Source organism: Morganella psychrotolerans, assembly GCF_001676155.1.
Lineage (GTDB): Bacteria > Pseudomonadota > Gammaproteobacteria > Enterobacterales > Enterobacteriaceae > Morganella > Morganella psychrotolerans.
Genome location: NZ_LZEW01000001.1, coordinates 1,668,636 through 1,686,086 on the forward strand (window position 1 = coordinate 1,668,636; position 17,451 = coordinate 1,686,086).

The 17,451-nt window shown below is 50.2% G+C and carries 14 protein-coding genes and 3 pseudogenes; 8 read left to right on the plus strand and 9 right to left on the minus strand.

From position 1 onward, the window contains the following. Positions 1-3: 3 nt before the first annotated feature. The 3 genes and pseudogenes from AYY16_RS08050 to AYY16_RS08060 all read right to left on the minus strand — a co-directional run bounded on the left by AYY16_RS08050 (position 4) and on the right by AYY16_RS08060 (position 1,604). A complete protein-coding gene (locus AYY16_RS08050; RefSeq protein ID WP_235846244.1) occupies positions 4-990 on the minus strand; it encodes a type II toxin-antitoxin system HipA family toxin in 987 nt (328 codons plus the stop codon). 9 nt (positions 991-999) lie between these two features. After that, positions 1,000-1,176, minus strand: a pseudogene (locus AYY16_RS21010) (type II toxin-antitoxin system HipA family toxin); the annotation flags it as partial. Between the two features lie 113 nt (positions 1,177-1,289). Beyond that, the gene (locus AYY16_RS08060) at positions 1,290-1,604 is read right to left on the minus strand and encodes a helix-turn-helix domain-containing protein (protein ID WP_223861112.1); all 315 of its coding nucleotides are present in this window, start codon (positions 1,602-1,604) and stop codon (positions 1,290-1,292) included. A 213-nt stretch (positions 1,605-1,817) separates the two neighbouring features. Here AYY16_RS08060 and AYY16_RS08065 point away from each other — a divergent pair, with 213 nt between their 5' ends. From AYY16_RS08065 to sanA, 5 genes are all read left to right on the plus strand, one after another. After that, positions 1,818-2,264, plus strand: coding sequence for a CidA/LrgA family protein (locus AYY16_RS08065; protein WP_067364317.1), 447 nt, complete (start codon positions 1,818-1,820; stop codon positions 2,262-2,264). Next, the gene (locus AYY16_RS08070) at positions 2,258-2,953 is read left to right on the plus strand and encodes a CidB/LrgB family autolysis modulator (RefSeq protein WP_067364320.1); all 696 of its coding nucleotides are present in this window, start codon (positions 2,258-2,260) and stop codon (positions 2,951-2,953) included. The genes AYY16_RS08065 and AYY16_RS08070 overlap by 7 nt, the downstream gene beginning before the upstream one ends. 168 nt (positions 2,954-3,121) lie before the next feature. Further along, entirely contained in the window at positions 3,122-4,006 is an 885-nt protein-coding gene (gene cdd / locus AYY16_RS08075; RefSeq protein WP_067364323.1) for a cytidine deaminase, read from the plus strand. Between the two features lie 204 nt (positions 4,007-4,210). Then, on the plus strand, positions 4,211-5,908 hold the full coding sequence (locus AYY16_RS08080) for an NAD-dependent malic enzyme (RefSeq protein ID WP_067364326.1): 1,698 nt from the start codon (positions 4,211-4,213) through the stop codon (positions 5,906-5,908). 147 nt (positions 5,909-6,055) lie between these two features. Continuing rightward, positions 6,056-6,814, plus strand: a complete 759-nt coding sequence (sanA, locus tag AYY16_RS08085) for an outer membrane permeability protein SanA (protein ID WP_067364975.1) — start codon at positions 6,056-6,058, stop codon at positions 6,812-6,814. A gap of 6 nt (positions 6,815-6,820) precedes the next feature. On the opposite strand, the gene yeiB is transcribed toward sanA, so the two are convergent. From yeiB to AYY16_RS08105, 4 genes are all read right to left on the minus strand, one after another. Next, complete coding sequence (gene yeiB / locus AYY16_RS08090) at positions 6,821-7,972, minus strand: DUF418 domain-containing protein YeiB (protein WP_067364328.1); 1,152 nt, start codon at positions 7,970-7,972, stop codon at positions 6,821-6,823. A 3-nt stretch (positions 7,973-7,975) separates the two neighbouring features. Then, positions 7,976-8,635, minus strand: a complete 660-nt coding sequence (gene folE / locus AYY16_RS08095; RefSeq protein WP_067364330.1) for a GTP cyclohydrolase I FolE — start codon at positions 8,633-8,635, stop codon at positions 7,976-7,978. A 227-nt stretch (positions 8,636-8,862) separates the two neighbouring features. Next, positions 8,863-9,057 carry a hypothetical protein gene (locus AYY16_RS08100; RefSeq protein ID WP_067364333.1) on the minus strand — a complete coding sequence of 65 codons (195 nt, stop codon included), beginning with the start codon at positions 9,055-9,057 and terminating at the stop codon, positions 8,863-8,865. Between the two features lie 552 nt (positions 9,058-9,609). After that, positions 9,610-10,770: a YbfB/YjiJ family MFS transporter gene (locus tag AYY16_RS08105; protein WP_067364336.1), complete on the minus strand. Its 1,161-nt coding sequence runs from the start codon at positions 10,768-10,770 to the stop codon at positions 9,610-9,612. 217 nt (positions 10,771-10,987) lie between these two features. Here AYY16_RS08105 and moeA point away from each other — a divergent pair, with 217 nt between their 5' ends. Together moeA and moeB are read left to right on the plus strand one after the other, a co-directional pair. Further along, complete coding sequence (moeA, locus tag AYY16_RS08110; RefSeq protein ID WP_067364338.1) at positions 10,988-12,238, plus strand: molybdopterin molybdotransferase MoeA; 1,251 nt, start codon at positions 10,988-10,990, stop codon at positions 12,236-12,238. Continuing rightward, a complete protein-coding gene (moeB, locus tag AYY16_RS08115; RefSeq protein ID WP_067364341.1) occupies positions 12,238-13,011 on the plus strand; it encodes a molybdopterin-synthase adenylyltransferase MoeB in 774 nt (257 codons plus the stop codon). The genes moeA and moeB overlap by 1 nt, the downstream gene beginning before the upstream one ends. On the opposite strand, the pseudogene AYY16_RS08120 reads toward moeB, so the two are convergent. After that, a pseudogene (locus AYY16_RS08120) lies at positions 12,968-14,273 on the minus strand (cytosine deaminase). The gene moeB and the pseudogene AYY16_RS08120 sit on opposite strands and share 44 nt — an antisense overlap. Beyond that, positions 14,266-15,512: pseudogene (codB, locus tag AYY16_RS08125) on the minus strand (cytosine permease). Before codB ends, AYY16_RS08120 begins: the two co-directional pseudogenes overlap by 8 nt. Positions 15,513-16,093: 581 nt before the next feature. Between codB and AYY16_RS08130 the strand changes: the two are divergent. Beyond that, positions 16,094-17,446 carry an APC family permease gene (locus AYY16_RS08130; RefSeq protein ID WP_067364343.1) on the plus strand — a complete coding sequence of 451 codons (1,353 nt, stop codon included), beginning with the start codon at positions 16,094-16,096 and terminating at the stop codon, positions 17,444-17,446. Positions 17,447-17,451: the final 5 nt, after the last annotated feature.

Genomic DNA, 17,451 nt, shown 5'->3' on the forward strand with positions numbered 1-17,451 from the left:
TTTTCAAACAGAAAATAAACGCTGATTATCCTGCCGCCGCTGTATCAGTGTATTTTCAATTTCCCGCCTGATCTGCGGTGAAACGCCAATATCTTTTGCCAGCGCCGGAAAACCGGACACAACATCCGCAATTTCTTCGATCGCCTGCCGCGCAGTTTCCCAGTTATCAAAACCGGCCAGCTCCGCCAGATGTCTCATCGTATCCGGCGGTGGTGTTCTGCCATGCCCGCCAAATGCCGTTGTATGTTCATTCATACGGTTCGGATTGTAGGTAACATCATAGAAAGGTGCCGCCTGCCACTGACCGTCATCCGATTGCAGGAAAGACCAGTTTTTAGTGTGATCATCCTGATTCGCAGCCAGTAAATTAAATACCGCCCGCCTGAATTGCAGTTGTCCGGCAGAAACAGAGCGGCACAACATCCTGTTCAGACGGATGAGATCGTCATAATCCAGTGACGGTATTCTGAAATCTGCATCCAGGAGCCCGCACACACTGTGCATCAGCAACTTACCGGGACGTTTATCTGCGCCGTTATCCGTCCTGTCAAAGCGTTTAACCGCCAGCCAGGCTTTTGCTCCGCCCCGGGTTCCGGTATCAATAAGCCGCCATTGCGGCGGATTCAGCCCTGCCTGTCCCGCAAGATCCAGATAGACAGCCTCACATAGCCCTTCATCATGCCTCAGCGGCAGAGATGAAGAGGTAAATTTCACCAGCCAGGCTTCACTGCCTGGTGTATCGCAGATTGAGCAGGCAGAAAAATTGCCCGGTCTGAAATACAGTTGTGCTTTTGGTCGTGCTCCACCGGAACTTCCCGCAGCGACCAGAGCAGATAAAACATGTTCTGTTTCTCCCTCAAAAACAGCCTGCGCATCCTGTCCCAGGGTCACCAGATCAACAAATTCCCCGTTTTCCGGCTGACAATCGGCTCCAGGATGATAAGACAATGCCCCCATACCGCGATGCCCGACGAATGCCAGCCTGTCCATTGCGGTAATGTTATGCAGTGCGATCTCCTGCTGCCGGAATACTCTGTCCTGCAGCAGCCGTCCCCAGCCATCAGGCAGACTGTCAGCAAAAAGGCCATGTAATCCATCGTGCGGAGTGCCCGGAGCGCGCTGAAGTTCGGTGCTGTCCTTCAGATTCAGCGGCGAACTGTTACCGAAACGATTCAGGTAATCGCTGTGATACTGAAAAAAAAACGCCCGTCCGGTTCTGTACCAATGTTCCGGCCTCGGTTTCCTCCCCTGTTGACAAAGTCCGCATCACTGTCAGCTTCTGAACCGGCTTAAAATCCATCTTTCAGTACCTCTTCTATCGTCTGCGGGAATTTCACCTCTGCACGTTTATCCGGATCAACCGCATCATAAAGTACGCCAATATCATCCAGACACTGCCATAATACTAAAAGCTGACGAAAGGATATCCGCCCTGTCAGCTCAAATTTTTTAATCGTGGATGCAGGAACCAGGCTGCGGGCAGCCAGTGCATCCCGTGACCATTTCCGGCTTTCACGTTTTTTGCGAAGCCAGACGGCAAATGCTTTGCTGACATCCGTATCTGTCAGTAACCGGTATGAAACCATCAGACCTCCAATGGACACTATAATATCCAAAAATAGCAAAACAAGTAGAAAACAGACACTATTGTAGCTGATATAAGAAAAAAATGCCCGCTACAATCTTCATTTCTCCGTCAGGGAATGTCGAAAAATCATCCGGATCAGACTGCTGTTTAACTATTTTTTTCGTGATCTGTAGCACAAGTTAAAAGTTAATTGTATGATGAATAAGTTCAATCAAGAAGGAACACTACCATGAAACCAAAACAGATAGCGGAAACCGGCTGGCGCTATCTCCGGGCATTTATTATCCTGTATCTGTGCCTGTTTGCCGGTAATATCATCGTCGTATTACTGCCGTTTTCTGTACCGGGAAGCATCGCCGGTATGTTGCTGCTCTTTGTGTTACTCGCCCTGCAAATTCTTCCGGCGCACTGGGTTCAGCCCGGGTGTACCTTATTAATGAAAAACATGACTATGCTGTTTTTACCGATTGGTATTGGTGTGATGAATTATTACGACACCCTCAGCGCGCAGTTGCTGCCAATCCTTATCGCCTGTGTTGTCAGTACCTTTGTTGCCATGTGTGCCGTTGCGCTGAGTTCTGAATATATTCACCGCCGCCATGTTCCCGTAGCGGAACAGCAGGAAGCCGATGCGGTTGCCGCCGCAACAGAACAACAAGAGAAACCAAAATGTTAACCTATATCTGGTGGTCGCTCCCGTTAACCATCGGCGTCTATTTTCTCGCCCGCGCCATCTATATTAAATTTAAGCTGCCGGTGTTAAACCCGCTGCTGATATCCATCGTCATTATTATTCCGCTGCTGATATTCACCGGAATCTCATACAACCACTATTTTGAAGGCAGCCGGATACTGAATGACCTGCTGCAACCTGCCGTCGTGGCGCTGGCCTTCCCGTTATATGAGCAGTTGCACCAAATCCGTGCACAGTGGAAATCGATCATCGCTATCTGCTTTGCCGGCAGTCTGATTGCGATGGTAACCGGCACCTCGATTGCCTTTATGCTCGGCGCCACACCGGAAATCGCCGCCTCCATACTGCCGAAATCTGTCACCACACCGATTGCGATTGCCGTTGCCAATTCCATCGGCGGCGTACCCGCGATCAGTGCCGTATGTGTGATTTTTGCCGGGATCCTCGGGGCGATTTTCGGACACAGCCTGTTTAAACGAATAAAAATCACCACCAAAGCCTCACGCGGGCTGGCGATGGGTACCGCATCACACGCACTGGGCACTGCACGCTGCGCAGAAGAAGATTATGTCGAGGGCGCTTACAGCTCCCTGGCACTGATGACCTGCGGGATTATTACTTCCTTGCTGGCACCGTTTATCTTCCCTGTTCTGCTGATGCTGTTTGGCTAACATTGTTTGGCTGATAACAAAAAACACCAAAAAGTGACGTAATAATTTGCGTCCCATCTCGCAAATTTCACACTTGTTTCATTTGTTTCACACTGAACGTGACACACGTCACATTCAGTGTGCCTTATGCCCCGCTAGAATGATCTTATTGATAATGGAGATTATTTTATGCAAAACCGCTTTCATGAAGCCCTGAAAACATACTCTTCCCCGTTACAGACGCTGTTAACTGATGCCACCTGTTCAGATACCTTTCCCGGTTACTTTACGGCGAAACAGGTCAGTGCCCTGTGTGAAGCAGGCGGCTGTGATGAGGATGCACTGGCTCTCGCGCTGCTGCCTCTTGCGGCAAGCTGTGCGGTAACACCGATATCTCATTTCAATGTCGGTGCCGTGGCTCACGGGCTGAGTGGTAATCTGTATTTGGGCGCAAACATGGAATTTTGTCATGTGCCTTTGCAGCAAACTGTTCATGCGGAACAAAGCGCGGTGACTCACGCCTGGCTGCGCGGCGAAAAAGGATTGCGGAAAATCACGGTAAATTACACACCGTGCGGGCACTGCCGCCAGTTTATGAATGAGATGAACAGCGGAACGCAATTACTCATCCAACTGCCGGATCTTGCGGCAACGCCGCTGGGTGTACTGCTGCCCCATGCTTTCGGTCCGGTGGATTTAGGGATTAAAACCAGGCTGTTTGACCAGGTGCATCACGGGTATCGCTTCCTCGCGACCAATGCGGTGGTGGCAAAAGCGCTGGAAGCAGCAAACCGCAGCCATGCGCCTTATTCACAGTCACACAGTGGTGTTGCATTACAGGACAGTCGCGGGCGGATCTACAGCGGGGCTTATATTGAGAATGCCGCGTTTAACCCGGGTCTGCCGCCATTACAGGCAGCACTTATCTTTATGAATATGGCAGGCGGGGATCTGCATGATATCCACCGCGCCGTGCTGGTGGAAGGTAATAATTCTGCAATCTCCCAGTGGGACTGTACCTCTGCCACACTGACCGCACTGGGCTGCGGGGATATTTCACTGTTCAGTTACTGATATATCCATACGGTGATCAGGTTGATACCCATCCTCCCCCGGGTATCAACCCTTTACGTGATTATTTGACATAAATCTATCCCGCGTCTCACTTTCACACATCAACCACATTAATCACGTAACAATTACTGTACATATCGTTCAGATATCTTAGGATCAGGTCGTCCTGTCTTTATTATGTCAATTGGCGAAGAGTAGTCATACATGGAACTGGAATACGAAAGCAAACGTGCATTATATATCCCGTATGCGGGACCTATCCTGTTAGAGTTTCCGCTGCTGAATAAAGGAAGCGCTTTCTCCGAAGAAGAGCGCAGTAATTTTAACCTCCACGGCCTGCTGCCTGAAGCGGTGGAGACTATCGAAGAACAGACTGAACGCGCTTATCGTCAGTATTCTGACTTTAAAAACGATACTGATAAACATATCTACCTGCGCAATATTCAGGATACGAATGAAACCCTGTTTTATCGCCTGCTGAATGCCCATCTGAAAGAAATGATGCCGATTATTTATACCCCGACTGTCGGGGCGGCATGTGAGCATTTCTCTGACAGCTACCGCCGTGCGCGCGGGCTGTTTATCTCTTATCCTAACCGCGCTAACATCGATGACATGCTGCAAAACGCAACCAAGCAGAATGTAAAAGTGATCGTGGTGACAGACGGTGAGCGGATCCTGGGTCTGGGGGATCAGGGGATCGGCGGGATGGGTATCCCGATTGGTAAGCTCTCCCTGTATACGGCCTGCGGCGGAATAAGCCCGGCGTATACCCTGCCTATCGTGCTGGATGTCGGTACCAATAATCAGCAACGCCTGAATGATCCGCTCTATATGGGCTGGCGTCATCCGCGTATTACCGGCGAAGAATATGATGAGTTTGTTGACGAATTCATTAACGCCGTAAAACGCCGCTGGCCGGATGTGCTGTTACAGTTTGAAGATTTCGCACAGAAGAACGCGATGCCGCTGCTGGAACGCTACCGCGATCAGCTCTGCTGCTTTAATGATGATATTCAGGGCACCGCATCCGTGACACTGGGCAGCCTGATCGCCGCCAGCCGTGCCGCCGGTGGTCAGTTAAAAGACCAGACGGTTACTTTCCTGGGGGCAGGCTCTGCCGGTTGCGGAATAGCTGAACAAATCATTGCACAGATGAAATCGGAAGGGCTAAGTGAAGATCAGGCGCGCGCCCGTATCTTTATGGTGGACAGATTCGGTCTGCTGACCGACAAACTGCCTAATCTGCTTAATTTCCAGAGTAAACTCATCACCAAAAGCGAGATTACCGCTGACTGGGATGTGCAGAGCGAAGGTATTTCGCTGGAAGATGTGGTGCGCAATGCCAAACCAACGGTGCTTATCGGCGTATCCGGTCAGCCGGGGCTGTTCACCGAAGAAATCATCCGTGAGATGCACAAAAACTGTGAACGCCCGGTGGTGATGCCGCTGTCTAACCCGACTTCCCGTGTGGAAGCGCGTCCGGAAGATATTATCGCCTGGACAGACGGTCATGCGCTGGTCGCGACCGGCAGCCCGTTCAATCCGGTGATTTATAAGGATAAAGTGTATCCTATCTCCCAGTGCAATAACTCCTTTATCTTCCCGGGTATTGGTCTGGGTGTGCTGGCAGCCGGTGCAAAACGCGTAACAGACGGCATGCTGATGACAGCAAGCCGCGTATTGGCAGAATGTTCCCCGATGGTTACCAATGGTGAAGGCTCACTACTGCCGGATATCGAAGATATCAAAGCGGTTTCCCGAATCATTGCCAAGCAGGTCGCAAAAGAAGCGCAAATTCAGGGCGTGGCAACGGTCACCTCAGACGGCGCGCTGGATGAAGCAATTGAACGCAATTTCTGGCATCCGGAATACCGCGTTTACCGCCGCACCTCTTTCTGATCGGCCTTCTATTGTAAAAATAAAACCGGCGGCAATGCCGGTTTTATTCTTTCCCCCTGCCCTTGCCAGCCTGCGGCAGCTCAAGTAATCTTAGCTTAACTAACGGTATAAAGAACAAAGGTCTCAGTAATAATGGGAAAAGCCCCGATATGGAAACGGATCATTCTGTGGATGCTGGCAGGCATTATCTTGCTGGCACTGATGGCTATTGCGGCAGATCGCTGGATTAGCTGGAAAACCGCGCCCTATATTTTTGAGAATATAAATGATTTACCGGAAAGTGAAGTCGGTATGGTGCTGGGTACCGCGAAATACTACCGTAACGGAACAATTAACCAGTATTACTGGTATCGGATCCAGGGCGCGGTAAATGCCTACAACAGCGGCAAAATAAAATACCTGTTACTGAGCGGGGATAATGCGCAGCACAGTTATAATGAGCCGAGCACCATGCGCAAAGATCTGGTTAATGCAGGTATTCCTGCCGGTAAAATTGTGCTGGATTTTGCGGGGTTCCGCACACTCGATTCCGTCGTTCGCACCAGGAAAGTCTTTGATACCAATGGATTTACTATTATTACCCAGCGCTTCCATTGTGAACGGGCACTGTATATCGCGATGCAAAAAGGCATTGAAGCACGCTGCTACGCCGTTTCGTCGCCGAAAAATATGTTTACCGTCAGAGCGCGGGAAGTTGTGGCGCGGTTAGGCGCGCTGGTTGATCTGTATATTCTCAACCGCGAGCCGCGTTTCCTCGGGCCGCAGGAATCGATTCCTGCACCGCAAACCCTGCCGGAGAACGTCCCCTCATACCCGGCAGTCACCCCGGAAGAGCTGAATACACTCTATCCGGAGCCGCCGGCAACAAAAGAGAAACCCGTCACCGTACATCAACCCGAAAATTAAGGTTATTCAGCGGGTGGCGAGCCGGTTTGCTGCCTGCCGCCACAACCACTCAACCGGTCCCTGAGAAAAATAACGCAGCCAGAGCGTGGAAAATACAATATTAATCATCCACATAACAGGTACAAATGCCAGCAGTGTCAATCTGTCAAACTGATTAAAATACCCGAGATAATTGAATATAATCACCCCACAGACAGATTGCAGCAGATAACTGCTGAGTGCGGTGCGCCCGACCCGTTGCAGATAAACGGAAACCGGCTTCAGTTGTGGGCGCAAGCCGTAAAACAGCGCAATCAGCCCGACAGTCTGCACCGGTTGTAAAATCTCAGACAGCGGATAACCAATACTGCCCAACCAGAACACACTCCAGCCGCTGAGATATACCTGCCACACCACAACCGCCTGTAATAACAGTGTCGGGATCAGTATCCCGCCTGCCAGCCGCCGGTAATGAGCCAGTGAGTACTCACCTTTCAGCCAGCCGTTTTTCATCAGCAGCGCACCCAGTAACATCAGTGCAAGCAACTGCCAGCCATACTGGATAACCAACATCAGCAACATGCCGCTGATACTCTCCAGCCTGTCTGTCACACCGGCAAGCCCGCCGACTCGTGCTGTCAGGGTTTCATACGCAATCATGGTTTCCGATGGCTGCCAGTAAAGCAGTTTCAGTTCCCCGTTTTCTGCCAGAAGGAAAAACAGCAGAAACTGACCAATCAGAAGCAGACACGGAATAAGCCATTTCCACCAGCGGGAAGGAACATGGCGGATAATCATGCAGGCAACAATGCCGGTCAGACTGTACACCAGCAGGATATCGCCCTGCCAGAGCAACGCCGTATGCAGTATGCCGATAATTCCCAGCACCAGCAGCCGGGCAGAATTCCACGGCTGACTGTAGCGGCTCAGCATCATTAATGTGGCGCCGAACAGTACGGCAAACATGCCGAGAAACTTGCCCTGCACCAGCACATTCAGAAATGCCCATGTGGTGACATCCGACGCAGATGCAGCGGGGTCATACAACGGATTCAGATATGCCGCCGACGGCAGAGCAAAACCGGCAATATTAAGGATAAAAATCCCGAGGATAGCAAGCCCCCGGATCATATCGAGGGCGTCAATGCGTGATGCAGCAGAAGAGACTGATGTATTCATCAGTTAAATATGACGGGCAGCGCGCAGGAATTCCTGACGGGTATTCTGGCTGGACTTAAACAGCCCGCCGAGAGAAGTTGTGGTAGTAGTGCTGGTTGCATCACGGATGCCGCGCGCTTTTACACAATAATGCACTGCATCAATAGATACCGCGACATTCGTGGTCCCGAGCAGGGTTTGCAATGCCAGCAGAATTTGTTGTGTCAGACGCTCCTGCACCTGCGGGCGCTGAGCAAAAAACTGCACAATACGGTTAATTTTGGACAGCCCGATAACCGTATCTTTCGGAATATAGGCAACCGTTGCTTTGCCATCGATAGTGACAAAATGGTGTTCACAGGTGCTGGTCAGGGTGATATCACGAACGGTGACCATTTCATCCACTTTCATTTTGTTTTCAATGAGCGTAATTTTCGGGAAATTGTGGTAATCCAGCCCTGAAAAAATTTCATCCACATACATTTTTGCGATACGTTTCGGCGTATCGGACAGACTGTCGTCGCTTAAATCAAGATTGAGCAGTTTCATGACTTCCGTCATGTGCGCCTCAATCTGTACTTTACGGGTTTCCGGCGCCAGCGTCTGCTCCCGTAATGGTGTTTCCAGCCCGCGAGCGATCAGCGCTGCATGGACAAGTTCTGCTTCAAGGCTTAATGATGACATACCGTCTCCGACTATTTTTCAGGTGACTCCCGGCGTGTATCTTCACACCGTCCGGCAGGACAATACCAACCGCCCCGCTATTTTAGAGCAATACTGTCATTTGTTAATCCATTTTGTGTTTTTAGTGATGAAAAGTTCGCACTGAAAAACCATGTTATAAAGAGGGATATTGCTCAGATTGCCGAAAAAAACAACAAATATTTATAATATATAGATAATAATTTTTATTATTGTGGGATAAATTTGTAATCAATATGTATTTCATTCTCATGACCGACAAAAACAATCTCTTCCTTTCCGGCTGAAGCATAATGAACAATAGCCGCCGTAATATCTGAAAGAGCCTGTCCGAACATAAACCCGGCAGTTAATACACCGGAACCAGACACTGATAATAATTGATGATTATTTAATTCTTTCATATATATTCCTTATATTATTTATTTAAAAAGAAGAGTTAATGTTGTTTTGGTAAATGAAAAAAAACCGATAGAGATAATAAGTGCAAGAAATACATCATACATTGAATTATCAGGATATACCCAACGCCATTCAAGATTCAGGCAGGCGGCAAGGGAAAACAGACGGGGAGCATACATCAGTATGTGACCCGGCTGGTTGAGCGCAGCCAACGAACCTGTAGTTTGAATGGATAAGGGTATAAACTATCCGCAGAGATGAATGAGACATCATTATCGGTGTCAGCATCAAACTACTCATCATCGCGATAAATTTAATCTCAAAAACATCCCGAAATGCTTTTTTAACAGAATCAATTAATCTTTTCATTATATACTCTTTAGTGTGATTAAGAATATAGTCTTACCATAGCAACGCTTTTAAAAAAAACATTATTTTCACAATATGTAAATACTAAAAAACAATCAGCGACTTTATTTTATTATTACACACAGATAAATCAGTGGAGAGAATAATACTCCTGCTGATTTATTTATAATATATTATTTATATCATTAACTGCTGCGATCACGGAAAATCACTATTCCGCCAATAACCAGTGCCGCCAACGCCACATACAGTGCCGGTTCCAGCCTGCCGGTAAAGTACGCGGAAACAGACGAAACCAGCGGCCCGCCGAGCTGCCCGGCGGCATACCAGGTGGTGAGCAGCCCCGCCATATAGCGCCCGTGCTCCGGCGCCAGTTCGCGTCCGCACTGAAATGCCAGTTGTACCGCAGACATCAGCCCGCCGCCGACCAAAAATGCACTGATCACCAGACCGCTGATACCCGGCACCACTTCTGCCGCTAAAATTCCCGCAGCCTGTCCCCAGAGCGTCATTGCCAGCCGTATTTGTGGCGTGAATAACCGGCGGGTTGCAATAGCGACCACAATACCGGACGCCGCTGCAATACCGAAAACCGGCCAGACAAACTGCGCAAACAAACTGCCCGGAAAACGCTCAGCCGCCATCTGTGACAGAAAGGTGGCGGGCAGAATATAACCAAACCCCGCCAGCGCGTAAGTCCATAACAAGCGGCGGATCTGCGGGGTCATCGCCGGTTTGCTGTCCGGGGATGCACTGCTGTGCAATTCGCCCGGACGCGGTAAATAACGACTCACATACAGGCTGAACAGCAGCGCCAGCCCGCCGTAAATCCACCAGCCCTGCGAAGCGGTCAGCGACAGCCCCTGTATCCCGACAGCAATCAGACCGCACAGCAAAATACCGATGCCCGTTCCGCCGTAAACGGCGACACTCAGTGTCGGGCGGCTCAGTTTTGCCAGGGCATCATTTGTCCAGGCAGCCGCCAGCACCAGTGTCCAGCCACTCGCCCAGCCGATAAAAAACCGCGCAATACCATGCAATACTGCCCCGGAAATAACAGCGGACAGCAGTGTGATAATCACCGCGCCCCATAAGCCTGTCCATAACCGCAGTTCGATACCGCGCTTTGCCCGCATCGCATCAAAAGACCCGGCAAAATAGCCCAGATAGTTACATGCAGCCACAATACTGGCGGTCGCCAGGCTGAGCTGATGTTCATCAATCATCAGCGGCACCTGTGGTGTGAAAGCAAAACGCCCAATCCCCATCGCCACAACCAGCGCGAGAAAGCCGCTGACGGCAATATGAAGGGCAGTTATTTGTCGGGACACAGGCGTTATCGGCATGAGGAATACAGCATGTTAATGGATTGTGATCCCGTTATAGCAAAACATTCCTTTAAAATACAATAATTGCTTCTGAAATTAAATCCGTTGCGCAGTCAACAGCATCGTGAAGTATGACGAGTATGTCATTCAACTTAAAACGTAACTCTGCCATAATGCGCTATCTTTATTATCTGCGTTATCAGTGCCCGGGCGGGCACCGGGAGTGAAAAGTATCATGGCGAATTCAACGGAAAGTCATACCTCTTCTTTAATTTCATTACAGGAAGCACTGGATAAGCTGCTCGCGACCCCTGCTGCGATCACCGGAACAGAAACAGTTGCACTGACAGATGCCGCCGGGCGGATAACCGCCGCACCTGTTATTTCCCCGATCAATGTCCCGCCGTTTGATAACTCCGCAATGGATGGTTACGGGCTGCGTCTGGCTGATTGGGACGGAAAAACCGCGCTGCCGGTCGCCGGTCGCGCACTTGCGGGTGTGCCGTTTCAAGGTGAATTACCGGCGGGACACTGTGTCCGTATCATGACCGGCGCACCTGTACCAGCGGGTGTTGATACCGTGGTGATGCAAGAAGAAGCGGTTGTTTCTGATGCCGGAATTACCTTTACTGCCGGTATTACACGCGGGCAGAATATCCGCCTGACCGGGGAAGATATCACTCAGGGCAGTGAGGTTTTTCCGGCGGGTACCAAACTGGCTGCTGCGCAATTACCCATGGTTGCCTCACTCGGTCTTGCTCAAATCACTGTTATGCGCAAACTGAAAGTCGCCGTGTTTTCGACCGGTGACGAATTGCAGGCTGTCGGTCAGCCGCTGGGCGATGGTCAGATTTATGATACCAACCGCTTTGCGGTCAGCCTGATGCTGGAAAAACTCGGCTGTGATGTGATTGATTTGGGTGTGATCCCGGATGACCCGGATGTTCTGCGCGGTATTTTTGAAAAAGCAGATTCACTGGCTGATTTAGTGATAAGCAGCGGCGGCGTGTCTGTCGGCGAGGCTGATTACACCAAACAGATCCTCGATGACATCGGCAAAATCAATTTCTGGAAACTGGCAATCAAACCGGGCAAACCTTTTGCATTCGGTAAGCTGGATAATGCTTGGTTCTGCGGGCTGCCGGGCAATCCGGTTTCCACAACAGTGACCTTTTATGAACTGGTGCAACCGCTGATCGTGCGGCTCTCCGGTTTCAGTCAGTGGCAGCCGCCGATGCGCATAAAAGCCATTGCTGCCACACCACTGAAAAAATCCGCCGGTCGCCTGGATTTCCAGCGCGGTATCGCACAAGTCAATGAAAAGGGGCAGTTAGTGGTGAAAACCACCGGCGACCAGGGCTCACATATCTTCAGCTCATTCAGCCTTGCAAACTGCTTTATTGTGCTGGAGCGTGAGCGCGGTGCAGTCAAAGCAGGCGATATTGTCGACATCGAGTTTTTTAATCACTTAATGAAGAACGACTGATGGCAACTGAACTGAGCGACAGCGAACTGAGTGACGAAGAAGCCCTGCGCTATAACCGCCAGATTGTGTTGCGCGGGTTTGATTTTGATGGTCAGGAGGCGCTGAAAGCCGGACATGTGCTGATAACCGGGCTGGGCGGGCTGGGCTGTGCTGCGGCGCAATACCTGGCTGCCGCCGGTGTCGGGCATCTGACATTGCTGGATTTTGATACGGTGTCGCTCTCCAATCTCCAGCGCCAGATTTTGCATACCGATAACCGCATCGGTATGGCAAAAACAGACTCTGCCGCTATAGCGCTGAAAGCGGTTAACCCGCACTGTCAGACAGAAACCGTCACAAAGCAGCTTAATGATGATGAACTGGCGCAGCTTGTGCAGTCACATCAGGTGGTGCTGGATTGCACAGATAATGTGACGGTTCGCGAACAATTGAACCGGGTGTGTCATCAGCTGAAAGTGCCGCTGGTGTCCGGGGCGGCTATCCGCATGGAAGGTCAGATTGCCGTCTTTACCTGGCAGGAGGGCGAGCCGTGCTACCGCTGCCTGAGCCGGTTATTCGGGGAAAATAGCCTGACCTGTGTGGAAGCCGGGGTGATGGCGCCGCTGGTAGGGACAATCGGCACACTGGAAGCCATGGAGTGCATAAAACTGCTCACCGGCTACGGGCAGGTGAGCAGCGGAAAAGTAGTGCTGTTTGATGCTATGCGCATGCAATTTCGTACCATTAATCTTAAACCTGATCCTCAGTGTGAGGTGTGTAGCCATACCGGATAGTTTCCGGCTTATCCAGATGGATTTGTGTGACAGCAGGTTGTGTTTGCGCTATCACACGTCCGTCACGGACAGAATAGTGCACCGGTACCTGGCGGCGCACGGCGTCAAATCCGTTTTCCGCAGGCAGGATAAGCAGACTGGCGCGTTTTCCTTCCGCCACGCCGTAATCCTGTAAATTCAGGGTGCGCGCGCTGTATTCAGTGATCAATTTCAGCCCGTCATTTATCTGACCATAGCCCATCAGTTGACAGACATGCAGCCCCATGTGCAGCACCTGGAGCATATTCGCCGTTCCCAGCGGATACCAGGGATCAAACACATCATCATGCCCGAAACAGACATTAATATCCGCAGCCAGCATCTCTTTCACACGGGTAATCCCACGGCGTTTAGGATAAGTATCAAAACGACCCTGTAAGTGAATGTTCACCAGCGGATTAGCCACAAAGTTAATACCGGACATTTTCAGCAGGCGGAACAAGCGGGATGTATATGCCCCGTTATAAGAGTGCATCGCTGTGGTGTGACTGGCGGTCACACGCGCGCCCATACCTTCGCGATGAGCAAGAGCAGCGACTGTTTCCACAAAACGCGACTGTTCATCATCAATTTCATCACAATGCACATCGATTAAGCAGTCATATTTCTGTGCCAGCGCAAACGTTTTATGCAGGGATTCCACGCCGTATTCGCGGGTAAATTCAAAGTGCGGAATAGCACCGGCAACATCAGCGCCCAGGCGCAGTGCCTCTTCTAACAATGCTTCTCCGTTCGGATAGGACATAATGCCTTCCTGCGGGAACGCCACAATCTGTAAATCAATCCACGGCGCGACTTCTTTTTTTTACTTCCAGCATCGCTTTCAGTGCAGTCAGTGTGGCATCAGACACATCCACATGTGTACGGACATGCTGGATACCGTTGGCAATCTGCCATTTCAGCGTCTGCCATGCGCGGGTTTTCACATCTTCATGTGTCAGCAGCGCTTTGCGCTCAGCCCAGCGTTCAATACCTTCAAACAGGGTGCCGGACTGGTTCCAGGAGGGCTGACCGGCAGTTTGTGTGGTGTCCAGATGAATATGCGGCTCCACAAACGGCGCGGTGACCAGACCGCCCTCTCCGTCCAGGCTTTCCGGTAAAACTTCACCGGCAACCTGCGGGACAATCGCTTTAATTTTCTGATGTTCAATATCAATGCGCCATAAACCATCACGCTCAGGCAGACGAATATTATGAATATGTTTTATAGTTTGATTAAGCACGGGTCATCTCCGGATGGGTTGTGCGACGACGATTCAGTAACGGATTAAGCACAGCATAACTTAATGCGCCGCCGATAACTGCATTTACCGGTACTATTCCCGGCAACCAGTGTCCGGCAATAATCCCTGCCGCCATAGCCAGTAAAGCACTGATATTCACATCACGCATTTTACTGCAATCATAGGTCGCGTAACGGTGACGGTACATTAAGTAATCCGCGATAATAATCCCTCCGATTGGCGGGATCGCAGCGGAAAGGAATGTCAGCCAGCCGACAAAGTTATTATAGAGCCACAGTGCGCACAGTGTGCCGATAAGCCCGTTCACAATCGAGAGGGTCTTGCTGGAAAGCCCGGTAATATTGGCAAATCCCAGACCGGATGCATAAAGTGCGTTGTCGTTGGTCGTCCAGATATTCAGCCCCAGCACAATAATGGCCGGTAACAGTAATCCCTGGGCGATCATCACATCAGAGATATCCGCCATTCCCAGGGATGCCGCGCCCGCCGCACCAAAGATAAACATCAGTGAGTTACCAAGGAAAAATGCAACAATCGCAACCAATACCGCTATTTTCGGTTTACGTCCGAAGCGGACAAAATCAGCGGTTAACGTGCCCGCGCTGACAAACGAACCGACCACCATGCAAGTGCCAGATTAAAATCCAACGGCTGCGCAGGGATGATATCCCGCAGAACGCTCAGACCGCCCATGCCCGTTACCGCCAGATAGACTGAGTAACTGCCGAGAGCCGCAATCGCCGGTACCGCAATCACCGAAAGTACAGTCAGTGCAGAAATTCCGAAGAATACGGTGATGGTCATCAGCACGCCGGAAATTCCGATAAGCCAGTTGATATCCCAGCCGGTTGCTTTACCCACCGGGATGGCAAACATCGCCACACCCACACCAAACCAGCCGATTTGTGTGCCGCCGAGTAAGAATGAAGGGAGCCAGGAGCCTTTAATACCGAAGGAGTAACGCGCGAGAAGATGAGTTGTGAGGCCGGTTTTGGAACCGATAAAACCAAGAAAAGCGGTGTAAATACCAAGAAGAAGATTACCGATAAGTACTGCGAGGAAGAAATCATTAAAACTGAGACCGGTACCGAGAGCACCTCCGGTCCACATACTGGCGGAAAAGAACGTTAATCCCAGCATTACAAAGGTTAATGCCAGACCGCCTTTTCTCGCGGATATGGGCACAGGCCCATGACTGTAATTTTTATCCCCGGACACAATTGCCTCCTGTTGCTTTTCTCAGACAAAAAAAATCGGACGGATATTATAGTAGTGAAAAACAAAAGCAAACGTTTTCGTACATACTTAAAAATAATTAACGCATCTTTCCCGTTACTTTCTGCTAACAGACCACCCGCCTTACAATAGCCAAAAACACACCGGCGAAACCGACAGGTTTTTTATACGGATATAATACAGCCGGTAATATTATGATTATTAATCACGAATACGTAATAACATCAGCATTATTGCCGGCACTTTTACCGTTATTTTTTCCATAACATAAATTATTGGTATTTTTGTCAAAAACAACTATTTTCATTGTTATTATTCCGTTCAACTTTTATTGCCAAATACAGGTAACTCAGATACTGTACGCCGCCTGCATTTACCCCAGCGTGTGGTGATGGTCCGCTTATCACTGACGTTTTAATAAAGTGCGCACGATGCAAACGCAAGGTGCGAGGTTTATTGAAAATAAATGCAGCCTGAGAGTCACCCGCTGACTGTCAGAAATCAGTTTGTGCCCGGGCAGTGTTCCCGTGGCATGTTTCAGGCTATTGGGAAGGGCTGTAAAAATGCAACAGACAACTGTGCAGATGAAGCGCGTATTAACAACCCCCGCGCTGGTTTTTTTCGGGCTCGCTTATATGGTGCCCCTTGGTATATTCACAACCTACGGTCAGGTGACTGTACTCAGTGAAGGTCATTTACCGGTTGCTTATCTGGTAACATTGACCGCCGTTCTTTTTACCGCACTCAGTTATTGTAAAATGACCAGTACGCTGCCGCTTGCCGGCTCGGCGTATTCGTATGTCCAGAAAATATTCGGCGGCAATACCGGGTTTCTGGTGGGCTGGGCGCAATTGCTCGACTACCTGTTCCTGCCGATTATCAACTACATCGCCATCGGCATCTTTGTTCATGAAGCCCTGCCCTCCGTTCCGATGGAATTGATCATTGTCTCAACCATTATTGTTGTCTCTGTTCTGAATATCCTCGGGATCAAACTGGTGACCTCGATGAACATGCTGATTATTGTTATGCAGCTGCTGTTTATCGCCTTGTTCCTGTATCTCAGTTTCAGCACAACATTTACGCTGGATAAAGAGGCACTTCTCGCCCCGCTGACTGTCATGTCAGACCAGGTATCCGGTCTGTTCGCCGGTGCGGCGGTATTGTGTCTGGCGTTCCTCGGCTTTGATGCGATTTCCACCATGGCAGAAGAAACAAAAGATGCCAGACGTGCCCTGCCGAAAGCGATTCTGTATACCGTTTTTATTGCCGGAACCCTGTTTGTTATTATCTCTTACTGTGCTCACCTGAGTTACCCTGCGTGGCGTGATTTCCTGCCGGATACAGATCTTGCCAGTATTCAGGTGATGGAAAAAGTGGGAGGGTCGCTGATGGCTTCCGCCTTTATTATCGCCTATGTGGTGGGTGTGTTTGCCTCGGCAATGACATCCCAGGCAAGCATTGTGCGGATTTTCTATGCGATGGGGCGCGAGGGGGTTCTGCCGCGTTCAGTCTTTGCCCGCCTTCATGCAAAATTTAATACCCCGGTGCTGTCTATCCTGTTTGTTGCCCTCGCCTCTCTGATGGCGCTGGTGCTCTCGCTGAGCCTGGTGGCATCCATGATAAGTTTCGGCGCACTGATTGCATTTACCTTTGTAAACCTGTGTGTTATCAAACACTTTATTATTGACAGACAAGCCCCGCTGACCGCCGCGACTATCCTGCGCTGCCTGGTCGCCCCCGGGATCGGGGTATTGCTGACCTTATGGTTATGGACAAGTCTGGATGCCCAGGCACTGACTGTGGGTATTATCTGGCTGAGTATCGGCGTGGTTTACCTGGGTTTTATTACCCGCTTCTTTACCCGTCGTCCGCCGTCAATTACTGAAGAAGAAACACATTTAATTATCAGCTGACTTTG

Bases quoted from the DNA above. Each gene is read 5' to 3' on its own strand.
- AYY16_RS08105 (WP_067364336.1), bottom strand. From the start codon at position 10,770: ATGCCGATAACGCCTGTGTCCCGACAAATAACTGCCCTTCATATTGCC.
- AYY16_RS08070 (WP_067364320.1), top strand. From the start codon at position 2,258: ATGTTAACCTATATCTGGTGGTCGCTCCCGTTAACCATCGGCGTCTAT.
- moeB (WP_067364341.1), top strand. From the start codon at position 12,238: ATGGCAACTGAACTGAGCGACAGCGAACTGAGTGACGAAGAAGCCCTG.
- AYY16_RS08130 (WP_067364343.1), top strand. From the start codon at position 16,094: ATGCAACAGACAACTGTGCAGATGAAGCGCGTATTAACAACCCCCGCG.
- AYY16_RS08080 (WP_067364326.1), top strand. From the start codon at position 4,211: ATGGAACTGGAATACGAAAGCAAACGTGCATTATATATCCCGTATGCG.
- cdd (WP_067364323.1), top strand. From the start codon at position 3,122: ATGCAAAACCGCTTTCATGAAGCCCTGAAAACATACTCTTCCCCGTTA.
- AYY16_RS08100 (WP_067364333.1), bottom strand. From the start codon at position 9,057: ATGAAAGAATTAAATAATCATCAATTATTATCAGTGTCTGGTTCCGGT.
- moeA (WP_067364338.1), top strand. From the start codon at position 10,988: ATGGCGAATTCAACGGAAAGTCATACCTCTTCTTTAATTTCATTACAG.
- folE (WP_067364330.1), bottom strand. From the start codon at position 8,635: ATGTCATCATTAAGCCTTGAAGCAGAACTTGTCCATGCAGCGCTGATC.
- yeiB (WP_067364328.1), bottom strand. From the start codon at position 7,972: ATGAATACATCAGTCTCTTCTGCTGCATCACGCATTGACGCCCTCGAT.
- AYY16_RS08065 (WP_067364317.1), top strand. From the start codon at position 1,818: ATGAAACCAAAACAGATAGCGGAAACCGGCTGGCGCTATCTCCGGGCA.
- AYY16_RS08050 (WP_235846244.1), bottom strand. From the start codon at position 990: ATGGACAGGCTGGCATTCGTCGGGCATCGCGGTATGGGGGCATTGTCT.